Source organism: Massilia cellulosiltytica, from assembly GCF_047325105.1.
In the GTDB taxonomy this organism is placed as follows: domain Bacteria; phylum Pseudomonadota; class Gammaproteobacteria; order Burkholderiales; family Burkholderiaceae_D; genus Telluria; species Telluria orientalis.
In genome coordinates this window covers 4,946,683-4,964,711 of record NZ_CP168562.1, presented here as the reverse complement: position 1 = coordinate 4,964,711, position 18,029 = coordinate 4,946,683, and the positions used below count along the sequence as shown (strand labels likewise).

General features: G+C 64.9%; 16 protein-coding genes. 4 read left to right on the top strand and 12 right to left on the bottom strand.

Features of this window, described 5'->3' with window-relative positions; all coding sequences use genetic code 11:
- Nucleotides 1-33 precede the first annotated feature (33 nt).
- The gene (locus ACEN9H_RS21655; protein WP_413672031.1) at nt 34-447 is read left to right on the top strand and encodes a hypothetical protein; all 414 of its coding nucleotides are present in this window, start codon (nt 34-36) and stop codon (nt 445-447) included.
- A gap of 139 nt (nt 448-586) precedes the next feature.
- Here the strand turns inward: ACEN9H_RS21655 and cobA are convergent, their stop codons facing one another.
- From cobA to ACEN9H_RS21625, 6 genes are read right to left on the bottom strand one after another with little or no spacing between them, the layout of a single operon-like run.
- The gene (gene cobA, locus ACEN9H_RS21650; protein ID WP_413672030.1) at nt 587-1,318 is read right to left on the bottom strand and encodes a uroporphyrinogen-III C-methyltransferase; all 732 of its coding nucleotides are present in this window, start codon (nt 1,316-1,318) and stop codon (nt 587-589) included.
- Between the two features lie 21 nt (nt 1,319-1,339).
- Nucleotides 1,340-2,680, bottom strand: a complete 1,341-nt coding sequence (locus ACEN9H_RS21645) for a sulfate adenylyltransferase subunit 1 (RefSeq protein WP_413672029.1) — start codon at nt 2,678-2,680, stop codon at nt 1,340-1,342.
- Nucleotides 2,680-3,618, bottom strand: a complete 939-nt coding sequence (cysD, locus tag ACEN9H_RS21640; protein ID WP_056128354.1) for a sulfate adenylyltransferase subunit CysD — start codon at nt 3,616-3,618, stop codon at nt 2,680-2,682. The genes ACEN9H_RS21645 and cysD overlap by 1 nt, the downstream gene beginning before the upstream one ends.
- Before the next feature lie 36 nt (nt 3,619-3,654).
- Complete coding sequence (locus ACEN9H_RS21635) at nt 3,655-4,374, bottom strand: phosphoadenylyl-sulfate reductase (protein WP_413672028.1); 720 nt, start codon at nt 4,372-4,374, stop codon at nt 3,655-3,657.
- A gap of 19 nt (nt 4,375-4,393) precedes the next feature.
- Nucleotides 4,394-4,972, bottom strand: a complete 579-nt coding sequence (locus ACEN9H_RS21630) for a DUF934 domain-containing protein (protein WP_413672027.1) — start codon at nt 4,970-4,972, stop codon at nt 4,394-4,396.
- Nucleotides 4,965-6,653 (bottom strand): nitrite/sulfite reductase, encoded by a 1,689-nt coding sequence (locus tag ACEN9H_RS21625; protein WP_413672026.1) that lies wholly within the window; start codon nt 6,651-6,653, stop codon nt 4,965-4,967. Before ACEN9H_RS21625 ends, ACEN9H_RS21630 begins: the two co-directional genes overlap by 8 nt.
- Before the next feature lie 161 nt (nt 6,654-6,814).
- On the opposite strand from ACEN9H_RS21625, the gene ACEN9H_RS21620 reads away from it, so the two are divergent.
- Nucleotides 6,815-7,756 carry a CysB family HTH-type transcriptional regulator gene (locus tag ACEN9H_RS21620; RefSeq protein WP_056127158.1) on the top strand — a complete coding sequence of 314 codons (942 nt, stop codon included), beginning with the start codon at nt 6,815-6,817 and terminating at the stop codon, nt 7,754-7,756.
- 4 nt (nt 7,757-7,760) lie between these two features.
- Complete coding sequence (locus ACEN9H_RS21615; RefSeq protein WP_413672025.1) at nt 7,761-8,417, top strand: class I SAM-dependent methyltransferase; 657 nt, start codon at nt 7,761-7,763, stop codon at nt 8,415-8,417.
- Nucleotides 8,418-8,450: 33 nt separating this feature from the next.
- Here ACEN9H_RS21615 and ACEN9H_RS21610 read toward each other — a convergent pair whose 3' ends face one another.
- From ACEN9H_RS21610 to ACEN9H_RS21595, 4 genes are all read right to left on the bottom strand, one after another.
- A complete protein-coding gene (locus ACEN9H_RS21610; protein WP_413672024.1) occupies nt 8,451-9,473 on the bottom strand; it encodes a porin in 1,023 nt (340 codons plus the stop codon).
- A 154-nt stretch (nt 9,474-9,627) separates the two neighbouring features.
- Complete coding sequence (locus ACEN9H_RS21605) at nt 9,628-10,779, bottom strand: PAS domain-containing sensor histidine kinase (RefSeq protein WP_413672023.1); 1,152 nt, start codon at nt 10,777-10,779, stop codon at nt 9,628-9,630.
- Between the two features lie 78 nt (nt 10,780-10,857).
- Complete coding sequence (locus ACEN9H_RS21600; protein WP_160408400.1) at nt 10,858-11,637, bottom strand: LytR/AlgR family response regulator transcription factor; 780 nt, start codon at nt 11,635-11,637, stop codon at nt 10,858-10,860.
- Between the two features lie 71 nt (nt 11,638-11,708).
- Complete coding sequence (locus ACEN9H_RS21595; RefSeq protein ID WP_413672022.1) at nt 11,709-13,097, bottom strand: sensor histidine kinase; 1,389 nt, start codon at nt 13,095-13,097, stop codon at nt 11,709-11,711.
- Nucleotides 13,098-13,319: 222 nt separating this feature from the next.
- Here ACEN9H_RS21595 and ACEN9H_RS21590 point away from each other — a divergent pair, with 222 nt between their 5' ends.
- Complete coding sequence (locus tag ACEN9H_RS21590; RefSeq protein ID WP_160408404.1) at nt 13,320-14,258, top strand: exopolyphosphatase; 939 nt, start codon at nt 13,320-13,322, stop codon at nt 14,256-14,258.
- Here ACEN9H_RS21590 and ACEN9H_RS21585 read toward each other — a convergent pair whose 3' ends face one another.
- The gene (locus tag ACEN9H_RS21585) at nt 14,259-16,652 is read right to left on the bottom strand and encodes an EAL domain-containing protein (protein WP_413672021.1); all 2,394 of its coding nucleotides are present in this window, start codon (nt 16,650-16,652) and stop codon (nt 14,259-14,261) included. It lies immediately after the preceding gene.
- 106 nt (nt 16,653-16,758) lie between these two features.
- A complete protein-coding gene (locus ACEN9H_RS21580) occupies nt 16,759-18,024 on the bottom strand; it encodes a nitronate monooxygenase (RefSeq protein ID WP_371762841.1) in 1,266 nt (421 codons plus the stop codon).
- Nucleotides 18,025-18,029: the final 5 nt, after the last annotated feature.

The window sequence follows — 18,029 nt, the reverse complement described above, 5'->3', positions numbered from 1 at the left end:
GCCGCCGGCGAAGGGAGGGCCGAGACTGCTGCGATGTCCAGCAAGCTCGCCACCCTGTTCGCCCGCCTGCGCGCGGTCCTGCCTCAGTTGCCGCCGATGCCGCGCGCGTGGGTGGAGCTGCGCTGCGCCCGCCGCCTCGACCGCCTCGCGGGCCGCCTGCAGCGCATGCACGCGCGCATCGCCCGCATGCAGGACCATCTGACGGCCGCCGGAGCACCAGGCGGTCCCGCGTCCGATGCGGATGGCGCGTTGCGGCGCATGCTGGCCGGCCTGCGCGCGGAACTGGCGCGCATGCGCTGCGATCTCGCGCTGTGGCATGTGCGCGAATGCGGGGGAGAGTGCGGGACGCGGCTGGCGGCGGCGCTGGCGCGCCTGAACCGCATCGCGGTGGATACGCATGCGGCCGCGCAGCGGCTCGAGGCCGAGCTGGAAGCGCGGGCGGAATAAGCCACCAAAGCGTCGTTCCCGCGGAGGCGGGAACCCATGCTGAATCGCAGAATTCGTCAGCTCGGAAGCATTTCAGCGCGGCACGTAGACCGACTTCGGAAGCTCAGCGTGGATTCCCGCGTGCGCGGGAATGACGTGCTTATGCTGACGGGTCTAGTGACTGGTGCGGCCGGTGCCCCATCGCCTCGCCGATCATGACGAGCACGGGACCGTGCGCCACGTCGAGCCCATGCGCCAGGTCGGCCAGCGTCAGGCGGCGCACGCGCTGGTCCGCGCGGCTGCAGTTTTCCACGACGACGACCGGCAGGTCCGGCCGGCGGCCTTCGGCCAGCAGGCGTTCCGCCGTGGCGGCGGCTTCGCGACCGCCCATGTACTGGACAAGGGTGTCGGTTTCGGGCAGGGCAGGGTGATCTGGCTGGTCCGGGGCCGTGCTGGACGTGAAGAAGGCGACGCTGCGCGCCACGCCGCGCTTGGTCAGCGGCTGCAGCGTCGCGGCGGCGGCGGCGACGGCCGTCGTGATGCCGGGGACGACTTCGACTTCGATGCCCGCTTCCTCGAGGGCGCGGAGTTCCTCGTCGGCGCGCCCGAACAGCATCGGATCGCCGCCTTTCAGGCGCACGACGCGCTGGTAGCGTTGTGCGGCATCGACGAGTTTTTCATTGATGACGGTTTGCGCCGTCGAGCGCTGGCCGGAGCGCTTGCCGACCGGGATCAACTCGGCCTGCCCGCACAGTGCCAGCATTTCCGGGGTGACGAGGGCGTCGTACAACACGACCTCCGCCTCCCCGAGCAGGCGCGCTCCGCGAACGGTGATGAGATCTGCAGCGCCGGGTCCGGCTCCAATCAAATAAACCTTCCCCAGTACAGCCATGCGATCCCTTTCGTTCGTTCGTTACGCGTCAATACGGATCATACCTGCTGCGACCGTCTGATGGGTAACTTCATCGATCAGGATGAAGGCACCCGTTGCGCGGATCGCATCGTAGGCGTCGGCGGCCAGCGGCTGCTGCACGGTCAGTTCGATCTGCGCGATGTCGTTCAGCTTCAGGCCTTCGGCCGGGTTGTCGACGGCGCGACGCGTCTGCGTGTTGACGTCCAGGACGGAATCGATCGCCTTCACCTTGGCCATCGTCTGGCGCGTGCCGTGCTTGATCCAGTACTTGCGGCGCACGTCCAGGGGCTCGTCCGACATCCAGCACACATCCGCCTTCACCTGCTTCAGCAGGGTGGCCGGTTGCTCGGCCGGGGCCAGCACGTCGCCGCGCGAGATGTCCACGTGCTCGTTCAGGGTGATGGTGACCGACTGGCCGGCGACCGCCTGCTGCAGCGGGCCGTCGAACGTCACGATTTCCTTCACGGTGGCGCTGTGGCCGGACGGCTGCACGACGAGCTTGTCGCCCACGGCGACCTTGCCCGACTCGATGCGTCCCATGTAGCCGCGGAAGTCGTTGGCTTCGTGGCCGTTGTGGCGCGCGACCAGCTGCACCGGGAAGCGGAACGGGGCGGCGTGGGTCTCGTCGTAGACCGACAGGCCTTCCAGCAGTTCGATCAGCGTCGGGCCTTCGTACCAGGTCATGTTGTCGCCGCGCTCGACGACGTTGTCGCCGGCCAGCGCCGACAGCGGGATCGCCGTGATGTCCTTCAGGCCCAGCGTGTCCGCGAACGTCGTGTATTCGGCAACGATGCGGTCGTACACGGTGCGGTCGTAGTTCACGAGGTCCATCTTGTTGACGGCGACGATCACGTGCTCGATCTGCAGCAGCTTGGCGATGGTCGAATGGCGCTTCGTCTGCACCAGCAGTTCCACCGAACCGTCGTCGCCGAGCTTCACTTTGGAGACGTCGACGAGGATGATGACGGCGTCCGCGGTCGACGCGCCCGTCACCATGTTGCGGGTGTACTGCTCGTGGCCCGGCGTGTCGGCGATGATGAACTTGCGCTTCGGCGTCGCGAAATAGCGGTACGCGACGTCGATCGTGATGCCTTGCTCGCGCTCGGCTTCCAGGCCGTCCGTCAGCAGCGACAGGTCGATCGTGTCGCCCACGGTGCGCTTGTGCTTGGAGCGCGACACGGCGGCCAGCTGGTCGGCGAAGATGCCCTTGCTGTCGAACAGCAGGCGGCCGATCAGCGTGCTCTTGCCGTCGTCGACGGAGCCGGCGGTGATGAAGCGCAGCAGACCGGCCTGGCCGCTCTGGTCGTTATCGTGATTCAGTTGTTCGTTCAGGGCGTTCATCAGAAATATCCTTGTTTCTTGCGCTTTTCCATCGAGGCTTCCGACGTCTGGTCGTCCATGCGGGTCGCGCCGCGCTCGGTGATCTGGGTGATCGCCGTCTCGGCGATGATGGCGTCGACGGTAGCCGCATCCGATGCGACAGGGCACGTGCACGAGATGTCGCCCACGGTGCGGAAACGGACGACGCGGGTCTCGACTTCCTCGCCGTCGCGGGCCGGGGTCAGCGGCGTCAACGGCACCAGCAGGCCGTTACGCGGGATCACCTGGCGCTCGTGCGCGAAATAGATCGGCGGCAGGGCCAGCTTTTCGCGGGCGATGTATTGCCAGACGTCGAGCTCGGTCCAGTTCGAGATCGGGAACACGCGCATGTTCTCGCCCGGGTGCACGCGGGTGTTATACAGGTCCCACAGTTCCGGACGCTGGGCCTTCGGATCCCACTGGCCGAATTCGTCGCGGAACGAGAAGATGCGCTCTTTCGCGCGCGCTTTTTCTTCGTCGCGGCGGGCGCCGCCGATGCAGGCGTCGAAGCCGTATTCGGCGATCGTTTCCAGCAGCGTGACGGCTTGCGCCGCGTTGCGCGAATCCGTCTGCGGGTTGCGCAGGCGGACGGTACCTTTCTTGATCGAATCCTCGACGGAACCGACGATCAGGCGCTCGCCCAGTTCGGCCACGCGTGCATCGCGGAACTGGATCACTTCGTCGAAGTTGTGGCCCGTGTCGATGTGGACGAGCGGGAACGGGAATTTACCCGGACGGAACGCTTTCTCGGCCAGGCGCAGCAGCACGACGGAGTCCTTGCCGCCCGAGAACAGCAGCGCGGGGTTCGAGCATTCCGCCGCGACTTCGCGCAGGATGTGGATGGCTTCGGATTCGAGCGCGTCCAGGTGGCGCGCATTCACGTCGCTGAGCGCGAGCGGGGTGTCACTAAAAGTCGTCATTTTGCTGAGCCTGTCGATGTCTTCAATGGCCATTAATTAGGCCGGGGCTACGGATTTGATTCGAATGAGCTTGCCGTCCACGAGGTGCAGACCGCATTCCTTGGAGTCGGCGTTTTCCCACCACCAGCGGCCGGCGCGCACATCCTCGCCCGGCTGGATCGCGCGGGTGCAGGGTTCGCAGCCGATCGACGGGTAGCCGCGGTCGTGCAGGTCGTTGTACGGCACGTTATTGGCGCGGATGTATTCCCACACGTCCTCTTCGCTCCAGTCGGCCAGCGGATTGAACTTGGCCAGGCCGTGCGCCGTATCGTCTTCCTGCACGGGCAGATCCAGGCGCGTCGTCGATTGCGAACGGCGCTGGCCGGTGATCCATGCCTTGTTGCCGGCGAGGGCGCGGCCCAGCGGCTCGACCTTGCGCACGTAGCAGCAGCCCTTGCGCATCTCGACGCTGTCGTAGAACGCGTTCAGGCCGTTTTTGCTGACGTACTCGTCGACCAGTTCCTGCTTCGGACGCATCACGACGATGTCGTAGCCGTAATGGGCCTTGACCTTGTCGATCATGGCCAGGGTTTCCTTGTGCAGGCGGCCGGTCTCCAGCGAGAAGATGGTGATCGGCAGGCCGGCCTTCAAGATCAGGTCGGTGAGGACCATGTCCTCGGCCGCCAGGCTGGAAGCGAACACGGCGGGCGAAAAATCGCGCGCAATGCGCTCCAGGATGCCGCGGGTTTCATTCACCCGCGCGTTCAGGTCGCTCATGGGTTTCCTTGTTTTCTCGTCAGATGCCGGCGCCGACGTCGCTGTGCTCGGGCAGTGCGCCGCGCTCGTGGCGGCGGAACAGCGGCAGCGGCGTGTCGACCGCCGCCTGGTAGGTTTCCGAGAATACCGTCAGGCCTTTCAGTGCGTCATGGATGTTGCGGTCCTGGCGCGTCGCATAGGCGTTGAAGCCGCAGCGGTACATCTGGAACAGCTGATCGCGCAGCACGTCGCCGATGGCGCGCAGTTCGCCCTGGTAGCCCAGGCGCTTGCGCAGGTTGTAGGCGATCGAATAGCCGCGGCCATCGGTGAATTTCGGGAAGTCGACGGCGACGACGGCGAACTGGTCGAGGTCGTCCTTGACCGCGTTTGCCAGCTCGTCCGACGCGAACCAGATGCCCAGTTCACGACGCTCCGCGCGGCCCAGCAGCTGCTCGCGCTGTGCCAGCCAGACTTTCAACGGGACGATGATCTTGCCGGCCGGGACTTCAACCGTTTCCGGGGTGCCGTCTTCGACGAGTTTCAGGACGCTCCAGTCGTCATCCACCACCTCGCGGTGCTTGATGATCTGCTTGTGCGAGTGCAATTCGAAATTAGGCATATTCGTCTTCCCCAACCAATGCGCCGGCCGGGATCGGCGTGGCATACACATGTTCCTTGAACGGCGCGACACCGAGGCGCTGCGCCACGTCGACGAAGCGTTCGCCGTCGACGCGGTTCTTCACATAGACCTCGAGCAGGCGGCCGATGACTTCCGGCATCTGCGGTGCAGAGAATGACGGGCCGATGATCTTGCCGATGGCCGACTCGTTGCCCTGGGCGCCGCCGATCGACACCTGGTACCACTCGGAACCGTCCTTGTCCACGCCCAGCACGCCGATATGGCCCACGTGGTGGTGGCCGCAGGCGTTGATGCAGCCCGAGATGTTCAGTTCGATGTCGCCGATGTCGTGCTGGAAGTCCAGGTTGTCGAAACGCTCGGCGATGGCGGCCGCGATCGGGATCGACTTCGCGTTCGCCAGCGAGCAGTAGTCGCCGCCCGGGCACGAGATCATGTCGGTCAGCAGGCCGATGTTCGGCGTCGCGAGGCCGCGCGCCTTCGCCTGCTGCCAGATCTCGAACAGTTTCGACTGCTCGACGTCGGCCAGCACCAGGTTCTGCTCGTGCGTCACGCGCAGTTCGCCGAAGCTGTACTTGTCGGCCAGGTCGGCCACGAAATCCATCTGCTCGGCGGTCGCGTCGCCCGGCGGCACGCCGGTTTTCTTCAGCGACAGCACGACGGACGCATAGCCCGGCACCTTGTGCGGCTTGACGTTGCGCTGCAGCCAGTTGGCGAACGCCTTGTTGTCGGCATGCTCCGCACGGGGATCGATGCTGGGCAGGGGCAGGTAGGGCTTCGGATTGAACCATTGTGCCACGCGTTCGACTTCCTCGCGGGTCAGCGTTTCCGGACCATCCTTGAGGTCGGCGAATTCCGCCTCGACCATGCGCGTGAATTCCTCGGCGCCCACGGCTTTCACCAGGATCTTGATGCGGGCCTTGTACTTGTTGTCGCGGCGGCCGAACTGGTTGTACACGCGCATGATCGCTTCCGTGTACGTCAGCAGGTGCTGCCAGGGCACGAACTCGTTGATCACGCTGCCGATGATCGGCGTACGGCCCAGGCCGCCGCCAGCCATGAACTTGAAGCCGACTTCACCCGCCTCGTTGCGTACGGCGGTGAGGCCGATGTCGTGGACGGCGATCGCGGCGCGGTCTTCCACGGCGCCATTGATCGCGATCTTGAACTTGCGGGGCAGGGCGATGAATTCCGGGTGGAACGTGCTCCACTGGCGGATGATCTCGGCATACGGGCGCGGATCGACGATCTCGTCGGCGGCGACACCGGCGAATTCGTCCGTCGTCGTATTACGGATGCAATTGCCCGACGTCTGGATCGCGTGCATTTCGACCGAAGCCAGGTCGGTCAGGATGTCCGGGGTCTGTTCCAGCTCGATCCAGTTGAACTGGATGTTCTGGCGCGTCGTGAAGTGGCCATAGCCGCGGTCGTACTTGCGGGCGATGTGGGCGAACATGCGCATCTGCGCCGTCGACAGCAGGCCGTACGGCACGGCGATACGCAGCATGTAGGCATGACGCTGCATGTACAGGCCGTTCTGCAAGCGCAGCGGCAGGAATTCTTCTTCGGTCAGCTCGTCGGCGAGACGGCGCCGTACCTGGTCGCGGTACTGGGCGATGCGTTCACGTACGATGAGATGGTCGTATTGGTCGTAACGGTACATGGGCAAGATTCCTAAGGGGGCGGGCCAATCCTGACCCAAACTATCCCGAATATTAATAAAATCCAGCTATATTCCAAACGACGGAGAATTTATTTGCTTATATGAGCCTGCGGTATAAGCATCCTTGTAAAATGCGGCATCAGATTGACAAGATAAGGGCAATGAACCTACACCAACTACGTTTCGTGCGCGAAGCGGTCCGCCAGAACTACAACCTGACCGATGCCGCCAAGGCGTTGTTCACGTCCCAACCCGGGGTGTCGAAAGCCATCATCGAGCTGGAAGAGGAGCTCGGGGTCGACATCTTCACCCGCCACGGCAAGCGCATCCGCGGCCTGACGGAACCGGGCCGCCTCGTCCTGCAATCGGTCGAGCTGATCATGCAGGAGATCGACAGCCTCAAGCGCATCGGCAAGGAATACGCCGCCCAGGACAGCGGCAGCTTCACCATCGCCACCACGCACACGCAGGCGCGCTACATGCTGCCGAAGGTCGTGCAGGCGTTCATGCAGCGTTTCCCGAAAGTCAGGTTGTCTTTATTGCAAGGTAATCCGCGCCAGATCGCCGACATGGTCAAGAACGACCAGGCCGACCTCGCCATCGCGACGGAATCGATCGCGGCGGTCGACGGCCTGATCACATTGCCGTGTTATCAATGGGAACACGTCCTCGTCGTGCCGCACGAGCACCCGCTGACGAAATCGAAGGCGATCTCGCTGGAAGAGATCGCAGGCTACCCGCTGATCACGTACGACGCCGCGTTCGCGGGCCGCAGCAAGATCGACCATGCGTTCGAACTGCGCAACCTCAAGCCGGACGTCCTGCTGGAAGCGATCGACGCCGACGTCATCAAGACGTACGTGGAGCTGGGCATGGGCATCGGCATCATCGCCGGCATGGCCTTCGACCAGGAACGCGACCGCAACCTGCGCGCGATTCCCGTCGGGCATTTGTTCGGCATGAACGTGTCGCGCGTGGCCGTCAAACAGGGCGCCTATCTGCGCAGCTATATTTATACGTTCATCGAGCTGCTGGCCCCCACGCTCAACCGCAAGATGGTCGAGTCCGCCATGCGCGGCACCAGTGACAATTACGAGCTTTAATACCATGAATCGACAGAATGACCCCGTCGCGCGTTACTACGCGAGCAGCACGCAGGCGGCCGACGCCGCGCTGTCGCGGGCGGAACGCGCCAACGACTTATCGCAGGTACGCGACCGCATCGCGCAACTGGTGCGCGGGCAGACCGTGCTGGAACTGGCTTGCGGCACCGGCTACTGGACGGAAGTGATCGCCGCCAACGCCGACAAGGTGCTGGCGACCGATATCCTCGACGAGATGATCGCCCGCGCCGCAACCCGCCGTTTTCCGGAGGGTAAGGTCGCGTTCCGCAAGGTGGACGGGCTCGACCTGCCCGAGGACCTTGGCACGTTCTCCTGCGTGTTCATCGGCTTCTGGTGGTCGCACCTGAAGCGCGACGAGCAGGACGCGCTGCTGGCCCAGCTGCGCGCACGGCTCGGCCGCGACGTTGCTCTGATCCTGCTGGACGACGCCTACGTCGAGGGCAGCAGCACGACCATCGCGCGCACCGATGCGCAAGGCAATACCTATGAAATCGTCGCGGCGCCGGATGGCGAGCGGTTCGAGTTGCCGAAGAATTATCCGGCCGACAGCGCGCTGCGCAAGCGGCTGGGCGGCGAGGTGAGGGAGATCCGGATCGAGCGCTTGACCTATTACTGGATGCTCACCTGCCGCCTGAAATAAGAAAGGTGGGCACTTTGTGCCCACGCACAGCGCTTAGAACGAGTGGCGCATGCCGACGGTGAACACCGACGGATCGCCACCCAGCGACGTCGCGGCCGGGGTCAGGTTGTTCGAACCCGAGTTCAGGCCGAAGGTGGCCAGGCCGTTGTTGTTCATGTTGGCGTACGACGCGTACAGGTTCGTGCGCTTCGACAGCGAGTAGCTGTAGGCCAGTGCCCAGGCATTGCCCTTGGCGCCGTTTTCCAGTTTGTTCTGCTGCAGGTTCACGTAGACCTTGCTCGGGCCGAACGGGTAGCCGGCGCCCAGGTTGTACTGCTTGAACTTGTTGTTCGCGCCGTCCGGATCGGCCGACAGGTAGTTGGCCTTGATCTCCAGGCCGCCGACGTCGGCGAACGTGTAGGCGGCGCCCGCACCGTATTCCTTGTCGTTGCCCGACGAGACGCGCTTCAGCGTGTGGTAGGCGGCGCCCAGGTACAGGCCGCCCATCTTGTATTCGGCGCCGATGCCTTTCAGGTCGCCCGACGGACCCGTGGTCTTTTCGCCGGCGGAATACGTGGCCAACAGGTCGAAGCCGTTGAACGAGGCGCTCTTGTAATTGACCGAGTTGGCCAGGCGGCGGGTCACCTTGCCCGAACCGAAGGCCGACAGGTTGGTGCCGTAGAAGCCCTGGCCGAATTCGTCGGAGGCGCCGGCCACGACGGCGATCGGCGAGTATTCGCGGCCCAGCGTCAGGGTACCGAAGGCGCCTTCCAGGCCGACGACGGCGCGGCGCTGGAACAGGCCGGAGGAATCCTGCGCGCCGGTGTCGACCGCGACGCCCGCTTCCAGGTTGAAGATGGCCTTCAGGCCGTTGCCCAGGTCTTCCGAACCGCGGAAGCCGAAGCGGCTGCCCGACTGGTTGCCCGACTGGACGTTGGTGTGGCGGCCATCCGGATTGCCGGCGTCGCCGGACTCGATGGCGGCGTCGACGACACCGTACAGGGTCACGTTGGTCTGGGCGGCGGCGAACACGGGGGTGAGGGCGACCACGGCTGCGGCCAGGCGTTTGACTTGCATTCAGGATTCTCCAATAAGATGTCGGACGATTCAAACAATGTGGTCTATTGCTTGATTGGCAGGCATCTTATCGAAGCGATATGTCGATTTGATGACACAGCGAAATGTTGTGAAATTGCCACATTCGCGTTGTCATCAATGTGTGACAACAGGATTACACGAGGTGATCGTGCAGCGGCAGCACGATGTCGATGCGGGTACCTTGCGGCTCGTCAGTGCCGATCGAGATCTCGCCCTTCATCGCCCAGACCCGTTCGCGCATGCCGATCAGGCCCAGGGATTCCGCCTTTTCCATGTCTTCCGGACGGATTCCGCGGCCATCGTCGCGGATCGTGATGAGCAGGTCGCTGTTCAGCCGGAACAGATTCATCATGACGCGGGTGGCTTGCGCATGGCGGGCGATGTTCGTCAGCGCTTCCTGCACGATGCGGAAGATGGCCGTGCTGGCCGTGTCGTCCAGGCGCAGTTCGGCCTCGTCGGCCAGCAGGGTGGTGGGGATGGCGTAGCGTTCGATGAAATCGTCGCGCAGGCCCTGCAGCGCGAAATACAGGCCGCCTTCGTCGAGCGCGCGCGGACGCAGGTTGGTGGCGATGCGGCGCAGCGACGTGATCGCGGTCAGCAGATTGTCTTCCATGCCGCGCATCAGCCGCAGGCTTTCGCTGGGCGTGCCGTCGGCGTGTTGCAGCAGGGTGAGGTCCATGCGCAGCGATGCGAGCAGCTGGCCGAGGTCGTCGTGCAGTTCGCGTGCGATGTGGGTGCGCTCTTCCTCGCGAATGGTCTGCAGCGCGGCGGACAGCTGGCGCAGCTGGTCGTGCGAGCGCGTGAGTTTTTCCTGCACGCGGCTGCGGTCGCTGACGTCGCGCATGACGACCGTGTAGAACGGCGCGTTGCCGTTGGTGCGTGAAATGGAACCCTCGATGGGGAAGCGTTCGCCATCGCCGCGCAGGCCCATGACCGTGTAGTCGGTGGCGCGGCGGCCCGCACGGCCGCTGCCGGGGCGGAAATAGTCCGCGGGTTCGTCGACGTCCGCGTTCGGCGGCTCGATGTAGCGTCCCAGCGGACTCCCCACCATCTGCTCGACGCTCGTGCCGAACAGGGCTGCCGCGGCCGGATTGGCCATGACGATGGTGTTCGATTGGTCGGCGGAAATGATGGCTTCGCTGACGTGGTTGACGATCTGGCGGCTGGCCGGCACGGTGTCGGGCTCCTGTCGGAAGCGCCGGCCCAGCCAATAGCCGGCCGCAAACCCGGCGAGAAGCCAGGCTGCGGTCCTGCCGGAAGCGCGGGGGCGGCGCGGGCGTTTCATTCAACTTGCTTGATAGAAAACAACCCGCTGTGCGGGTCCGGCATCTACCTTACCCGCCGTGCAAACTGCCGGCTTGACTTACATCTGCTTGAAGAGGTGCAGGAAGCTGCGGCTGACTTCCAGTTTTTCCGAGCGACCCTTGATCAGCACCAAGTGGCGGCCACGGATGTCGCGCGTCACGCCTTCGATGGCGTTGACGTTCACGAGCGTGGCGCGGTGGATCTGCCAGAACAGCGCCGGATCGAGCTCCTCGGACAGGTCGCGCACGGGCTTGCGGATCAGTGCCTCGAATTTCTCGGTCTGAACACAGGTATATTTTTCGTCGGAACGGAAAAACAGGATTTCCTCGACCGGGATCATGCGCAGGTCCTGGCCGATACTGGCCTGGATCCATTGCAGGTATTTCGGCTTCGGCGCCGCGATCTTTTCGGCGAGCTGGGACAGCATCGCGGTCACCGTGTCGCTGACGTTGACGGACGCGGTGGCCGCCTGGGCGGGCGTCGCCAGGCGTTCCTTCAGGCGCTCGACGGTGATCTTGAGGCGCTCGGGCTCGGGCGGTTTCAGCACGTAGTCGATGGCGCCCCGCTCGAACGCTTCCACGGCGTACTGGTCGTACGCGGTGACGAACACGACCTGGCTGGCGTCGCCGATGTCGCGCGCCGCTTCCATGCCCGTCTTGCCCGGCATGCGGATGTCGAGAAAGGTCAGGTCGGGCTTCAGGTCGTCGACGAGCTGCACGGCCTCGTCGCCGTTCTTTGCTTCGCCGATGATCTCGAGGTCCGGCCACACCTGGGACAATCGGGTGCGCAGCAGGTCGCGCATCAGTCTTTCGTCGTCGGCAATGATAGCGGTAGGCATGGTCGGGGGCAGGCAGTGAAAGGAGTGTCGATTATTCAACGAATTGTCGTTACTAGCAATACCCGAAATGCTTACTTCGGTGCAAGCTGGTAAGGGACCTCGATGGTGGCGATCACCCCGCTCGGACTGTTGGCGGCGATGTGCAGCTGGCCGGCCTCGCCGTGCAGCAATGTGAGGCGCTCACGGATGTTCGACAGGCCCAGCCCGGTGCCCTTGCTGGGCATGACGCCGAATCCGGCGCCGTCGTCCGCGACCGTCACGCGCAGCTTGCTGTCGACCACTTCGGCCCTGACGGCCAGATGCCCGCCCTCGGGCTTGCATTCGAGGCCGTGCTTGATCGCGTTCTCGACCATCGATTGCAGCATCATCGGGGGAAACGCCGCGCTGCGCAGGCCGTCCGGCACGCTCAGTTCGACCGTCAGGCGTTCTTCCATGCGCATCTTGAGCAGGTCGAGGTAGGACTTGACCATGTCGACTTCGCGGCCCAGGTTCGTGACGAGGTTGTTGTCGCGCATCTGCGGCAGCACGGCGCGCAGGTACTGGATGAGTGTCCGCTGCATGGCGGATGCGCGCGGCGGATTGGTCTCGATCAAGTGCTCGACAGAAGCGAGCGTATTGAACAGGAAGTGCGGCTCGACCTGGGCCTGCATGGCCTGCATCTTCGCTTCGGACAGCTGGCGCTGCATCGACTCGCGCTCGGCGGCGGCCGTGGCCGACTGCATTTCGGCCTCCGCGCGCTTCTTGCCGCCGACGAGGGCCTTGGTGCCGAACAGGGCGAGGATCAGCAGCCAGACAAAGCTGGTGAACCACGTCGACGCCTGCTTGTGATAGCTGCGCGCCTTCGCTTCGGCCGCGTCGTCGACGGCCGCTTCGATGGCGTTGGACAATTCTTCGCCGATTTGCGGCGGCAGGTCGATGTGGACCTCTTCGCCGTTGGCGCCGCGCAGGGTCTTGGTGACCGGCGCCTTGGGCGGCGCGGGCGGTGCCGGCGGGGCGGGCGGGGCGGGCTCGGCGGCGTCGGCCGCGTGTTGCACCTCGTCGGCCGCCTGTTCCGCGGCATCGGCCTTCGTCTGCGCCTCGTCGGCCTTGCCCTCGGCCGCCGCGTGCGCCGCTTCCGCGGCCTTGGCCGCCGCTTCCGCCTTGGCCGCCTCGATTTCCGGATTGATCGTGATCGTGCCGCGCCGGCTGTTCTTGCCCGGATTGATGTGGATGCCGCTGTCGTCGATCGTGACGGTCGGTTCGGGCCGGCGTGCGCTGTGTTCCGTGCGCGTGATCTCTTCCTCGCTGCTGGAGAACAATTCATCCTGCAGAATCTTGCCGGCGACCAGCATCAGCGCCGCGAACAGGAAGAATTTCCACCACGACAGCTGCGTCACCCACGTCGCGACCGCGTCGAAGGCCCGGTACAGCGCCGACAGGGTATTCGAGAAAGTTTGCTGGGTAGAACGCCGTGTTTGCATGAAACTTATCTTTTTCAAAAGGTGCGGCGAGTGTAACCGCTGGCATGCACGCCGGCCATCCCTTTGCGACAGCCTGCACGATTCGAGCCCTGGAATGCACAGGTTGATGACGCCGTGATGACGTATAGAAAAACTGTTAATTAGCAATATTGCGGGGTATGATGAACGACGTCCTGGCTGCGCCAGCCCATGCTTCATTCTCGACATGAAAGGGGTTTGCCGATGTCTGCCGTTCCCAAGCGTTACCGCCTCGTTACCCGCAGCGATTTCGACGGCCTCGTCTGCGCCGTCCTCCTCAAGCACCTGGACCTGATCGACGAGATCCTGTTCGTCCACCCGAAGGACATGCAGGATGGCAAGATCGCGATCAGTGCGCGCGACATCACGACGAATTTGCCGTACGTTGCCGGCGCGCACCTTGCATTCGACCATCACTTGTCGGAAACGATCCGCAACACGGGCCGGCGCGACAACCACGTCATCGACCCGAAGGCGCCCTCGGCCGCCCGTGTCGTCTACGACCACTACGGGGCCACGCGCGCGTTCCCGGCCGGCTGGCGCGACATGATGGATGCCGTCGACAAGGCCGACGCCGCGCGCTTCACGCGCGAGGAAGTGCTCGATCCGCAGGGCTGGAACCTGCTGAACTTCCTGATGGATGCGCGCACGGGGCTGGGCCGCTTCCACGACTTCCGCATCTCGAACTACCAGCTGATGATGGACTTGATCGACTCCTGCCGCAATCACACGATCGCCCAGATCATGCAGTTGCCGGACGTGCAGGAGCGTACCCGGCTGTACTTCGAGCACAGCGAGCTGTGCAAGGAGCAGATCCGGCGCTGCGCGCAAGTCCACGGCAACCTCGTCGTGCTCGACCTGCGCGAGGAACCCGTGATCTATGCGGGCAACCGGTTCATCATCTACGCGCTGTTCCCCGAAGCGAATATTTCGATCCACGTGCTGTGGGGCCTGAAGAACCAGAACACGGTGTTCGCGACGGGCAAATCGATTCTCAACCGCACGTCGAAGACGAATATCGGCGCGCTGATGCTCGAATACGGCGGCGGCGGGCACGAGAATGCGGGGACGTGCCAGGTGTCGAACGACATGGCGGAAGACGTGCTCGGCGCACTCGTCAAGCGGATCACGAGCGAGGGTTGATCACGCCGGTTGTTGTTCCTCCAGCATGCGCTGCGCCGCCTCCGCCGCGAGGGGCTCGCTGACCCAGATGCCCTGGATGTGGTCACAGCCATGCGAGGTGAGGAAATCCAGCTGGGGCCGCGTTTCCACGGCCTCGGCCACCACTTCCATGTTCAGGTTGTGCCCGATGTCGATCAGGCTCTTGGCCACGGCCCGGCCGCCGTCGTCCAGCGTCTGGACCGTCGAGTGCGCCAGCTTGACGTGGGTGGCCGCCAGCTGCTGCAGGAAGCCGAGATCGCACAGGCCCGCGCCGAAGCCGTCGACGGACAGGTCGACCCCCATCGTATGGAGTTGTTCCGCCAGTTCCTGGCCCAGTGCCGGATTGCGGATCAGCGCATCGATGCGCAGGTCGAGCTGCAGGCTGCGCGGCGGCAAACGGTGGCGCGTCAGGCGGTCGGACAGGCCGGCGAGAAACCCCGGCTGGCTGTATTCGCGGTGCGAGACGTTGACGGTCACGGGCACGTCCACGTACCCGGCCGCACGCAGCCGGGCCGCGAAGGCGCAGGCCTGGTCGAGCACGCGCTGGCCGATGGGGACGATCACGCCGGTTTCCTCGGCCTCGGCAAGGAAGCGGGCAGGGGAAAGCACGCCCTGGTCCGGGTGGCGCCAGCGCAGCAGCGCCTCGAAGCCCGCGACGCGCTGGGTCGCGACCGCCACGCGGGGCTGGTACAGCAGGAACAGTTCGTCGTGGTCGAGCGCGTCGCGCAGCGCCAGTTCGATGCGGTGCCTGGCTTCCGTGGTCGACTTCATGTCGGCCGAAAAGAAGTGGACGTCGTTGCGGCCGCTGCCCTTGCCGTGGTACATCGCGAGGTCGGCCGCGCGCACGAGCTCCGCCGCCGTGGCGCCGTCGTGCGGGTACAGCGACACGCCCACGCTCGCGCCGACGGGGATCTCGCGGTTGTTGAAGGCGACGGGAATCGCAAAGCTCTGGCGCAGCCGCTCGACCATGCGCAGGGTGAAGCGCAGCGACGGCTGGTTGGCGAGGATCAGCACGAACTCGTCGCCGGACATGCGCGCCACCGTGTCGCTGTCGCGCACGGACGCCTGCAGGCGGCGCGCGACGACCTTCAGCACGACGTCGCCCGCTTCGTGGCCGAACGTATCGTTGATGGTCTTGAAGTTGTCGAGGTCGATCAGTACGGTCGCCACGAGCGACTTGTGGCGCTGCGCGAGATGCAGCGCCTGCTCCAGCCGGTCCCACAGCAGGTTGCGGTTGGCGAGGCCCGTCAGCGGGTCGTGGTTGACCTCGTGCTCCAGGTGCGCGGTGCGCAGCATGGTGGCGGTGACGTCGGTGAGCACCCCGATGTAGTGCGTGACGTCGCCGTGCTCGTCCTGCACGGGCGTGATGGAGAGGTCGTTCCAGAACAGTTCGCCGTTCTTGCGCAGGTTGCGCAGCACGACCTTGGCGCCCATGCGCGCGGCGATCGCGTCGCGCAGCTGGGCCCGCTCCGCCAGGTCCATGCCGGGCGCGGCCATGAAGCGCGGATCCGTGCCGATGACCTCGTCCGCGGAATAACCGGTGATGCGCTCGAAGGCCGGGTTCACGTATTCGATGGCGCTCTGGCCGTGGTCCAGCCGGGTGATCAGGATGCCGTTGCTGGCCGCGTGCAGCGCGCGTTCGCGCAGGCGCAGCTGTTGTTCGTGCGCGCGCCGCTCGGCCACGTCGATGCCCGTGCCGAACAGGTATTCGCCGCCGTTGCAGCGGATCTTCGTCCCGTTCAGCAGCACGGGCGTCTCGCGGCCGCTGCGCGACACGAAGTCGATCTCCAGCTTCAGTTCGCCGTTTTCGTCGAACACGTCGCGGATGCCGTTCGCCAGCGGCGCGCGCTGCGGCAGTTCGATGAGGTCGAGGGCGCGCGTCGCGCCCAGTTCATCCGGCGTCATCCCCGTGACCTTTTCGAGGTTCCGGTTCCAGAGGACGAAGCGGCCGTCGCGATTGAGCACGTAAAAGGTGCCGGGGAAGGTATCGACGATGGCGGACAGCGGCGTGCGCGCGACCCGCTCGGCTTCCGTGCCGCCCCGCGCGCAGCCGGTGGCGACGGCGACGGCGCAGTCGTGTGCGCGGCCCTCGGCATCGACCAGCGGCGCCAGGGTCAACGTGCTGTCGAGCACGCGCCCGCGCGCGCACATGAGTTCGACGTGGACTTCGGCCCCTTCGGGATGGCCGGTGAGGGCGCGCCAGCCGGCGCTCCAGGCATCGCGTCCCGGTGGCGTGAACAGCGTGGTGATGGGGTGGCCGAGAACCTGCCCGGCGCCGACTCCGAACACGGCGGCGCAGCCGTCGTTCCAGGCCTGGATGGTCCCGGTCTCGTCGGTGAGAAAGACGCACCGGCTGGGCGGTTCGGATTCGTGCATGCCGGCTCCCGGTGTCGATGGAACCCGTTGGACCGCGTGGCCGCGCTTCCGTTCCGCCAAAAGAAAAGGCGTGCCGCAGCACGCCTTTCCATCGGTCTGGTAGCCGTCAGGCGGCCGCTTCCTGGCGCGGCGGCAGCGCGACCTGGTTGTCCACGCTGAACTGGTAATCCTTGAACACGTGTTCGGCGGACAGGATCTGGTAGGTGCCGTCCGACAGCTTGTGCGTCGTGTCCTTCAGGCGGTACGTCGTCGAGCCGCAGGTCCAGCAATTGAAGTTGCGCATATGGGTGCACAAACAGGTCTTGTCGAACACCTGGATATTCTTCTGGCCCGGATTCGCCTGCACCTCGCGGTTGTACGAATTGATGTAGGCGCAGTTGCCCGTCGCGTCCAGCAGGTAGCCGTACGATTCGCAGCCGGGACGGATGCCCGAGCCGATCGCCGGCGTCTGCTTCAGCATGCGCATCGGATAGCCCGTCGGCGAGACGCCGTTGACGATGATGTCTTCTTCGCTGGCGCGGAAGTATTCCTGCTTGACGGAATCCGGCAGGCCGCATTCGTGGGTCACGGTGAAGCGGGTCGCCACCTGCACGCCGCCCGCGCCCTTTTCCAGGAACGACACGGCGTCGCTGCCCGTGAAGATGCCGCCGGCGGCGATCAGCGGGATGTCGAGTTTTTCGGCGGCCAGGTACGCATGGATCTCGTCCATGATCGTGTGCAGGTCATAGTCCTTCCAGTCTTCCATGCCGAAGCCCAGGTGGCCGCCGGCCAGCGGGCCTTCCACGATCACGTAGTCGGGCAGGCGGTTCAGGCGCGACACCTTGCGCAGGAAGAGCTGGAGCGCGCGGACGGACGAGACGATGATGCCCAGCTTGGCGTCGCGGAAGCGCGGATGGTCCTTGATGAGTTCGAACGAGCCCAGGTGCAGGCCGGCCGACATCGTGATGCCGTCGATGCCCGCGTCCAGCGCCGCCGACAGGCGGGTGCGCAGGGTTTCCTTCGGCGCGTTCATCGTCAGCTTTTCCATGCAGTTCACGAAGATCAGGCCATCGCCTTTCTTCGCCGCCATGGTCGCGCCCACGTGCAGGCGCGTCGCCTCGGCCAGGCGGTCGAGGTCGAACTGGACGACGGACTTGTCCATGTTGTTGATGTTGAACTTGTACAGCTTGGTCTTTTCCTTGACGAAGCTGGTGTCGAACTTGCGGTCCGACACGTCCGGCACCATCGCATCGGAAATGTGGCCGATACCGCCCAGACGGGCCGCTTCCAGGGCCAGCTCCGACGTAGAGATATCCACGCCCATTCCGCCGATCATGATGGGCACATATTCCTTGTTGCCCAAACGCAGGCGGAAATCATCAACACGTTTCATTGCTA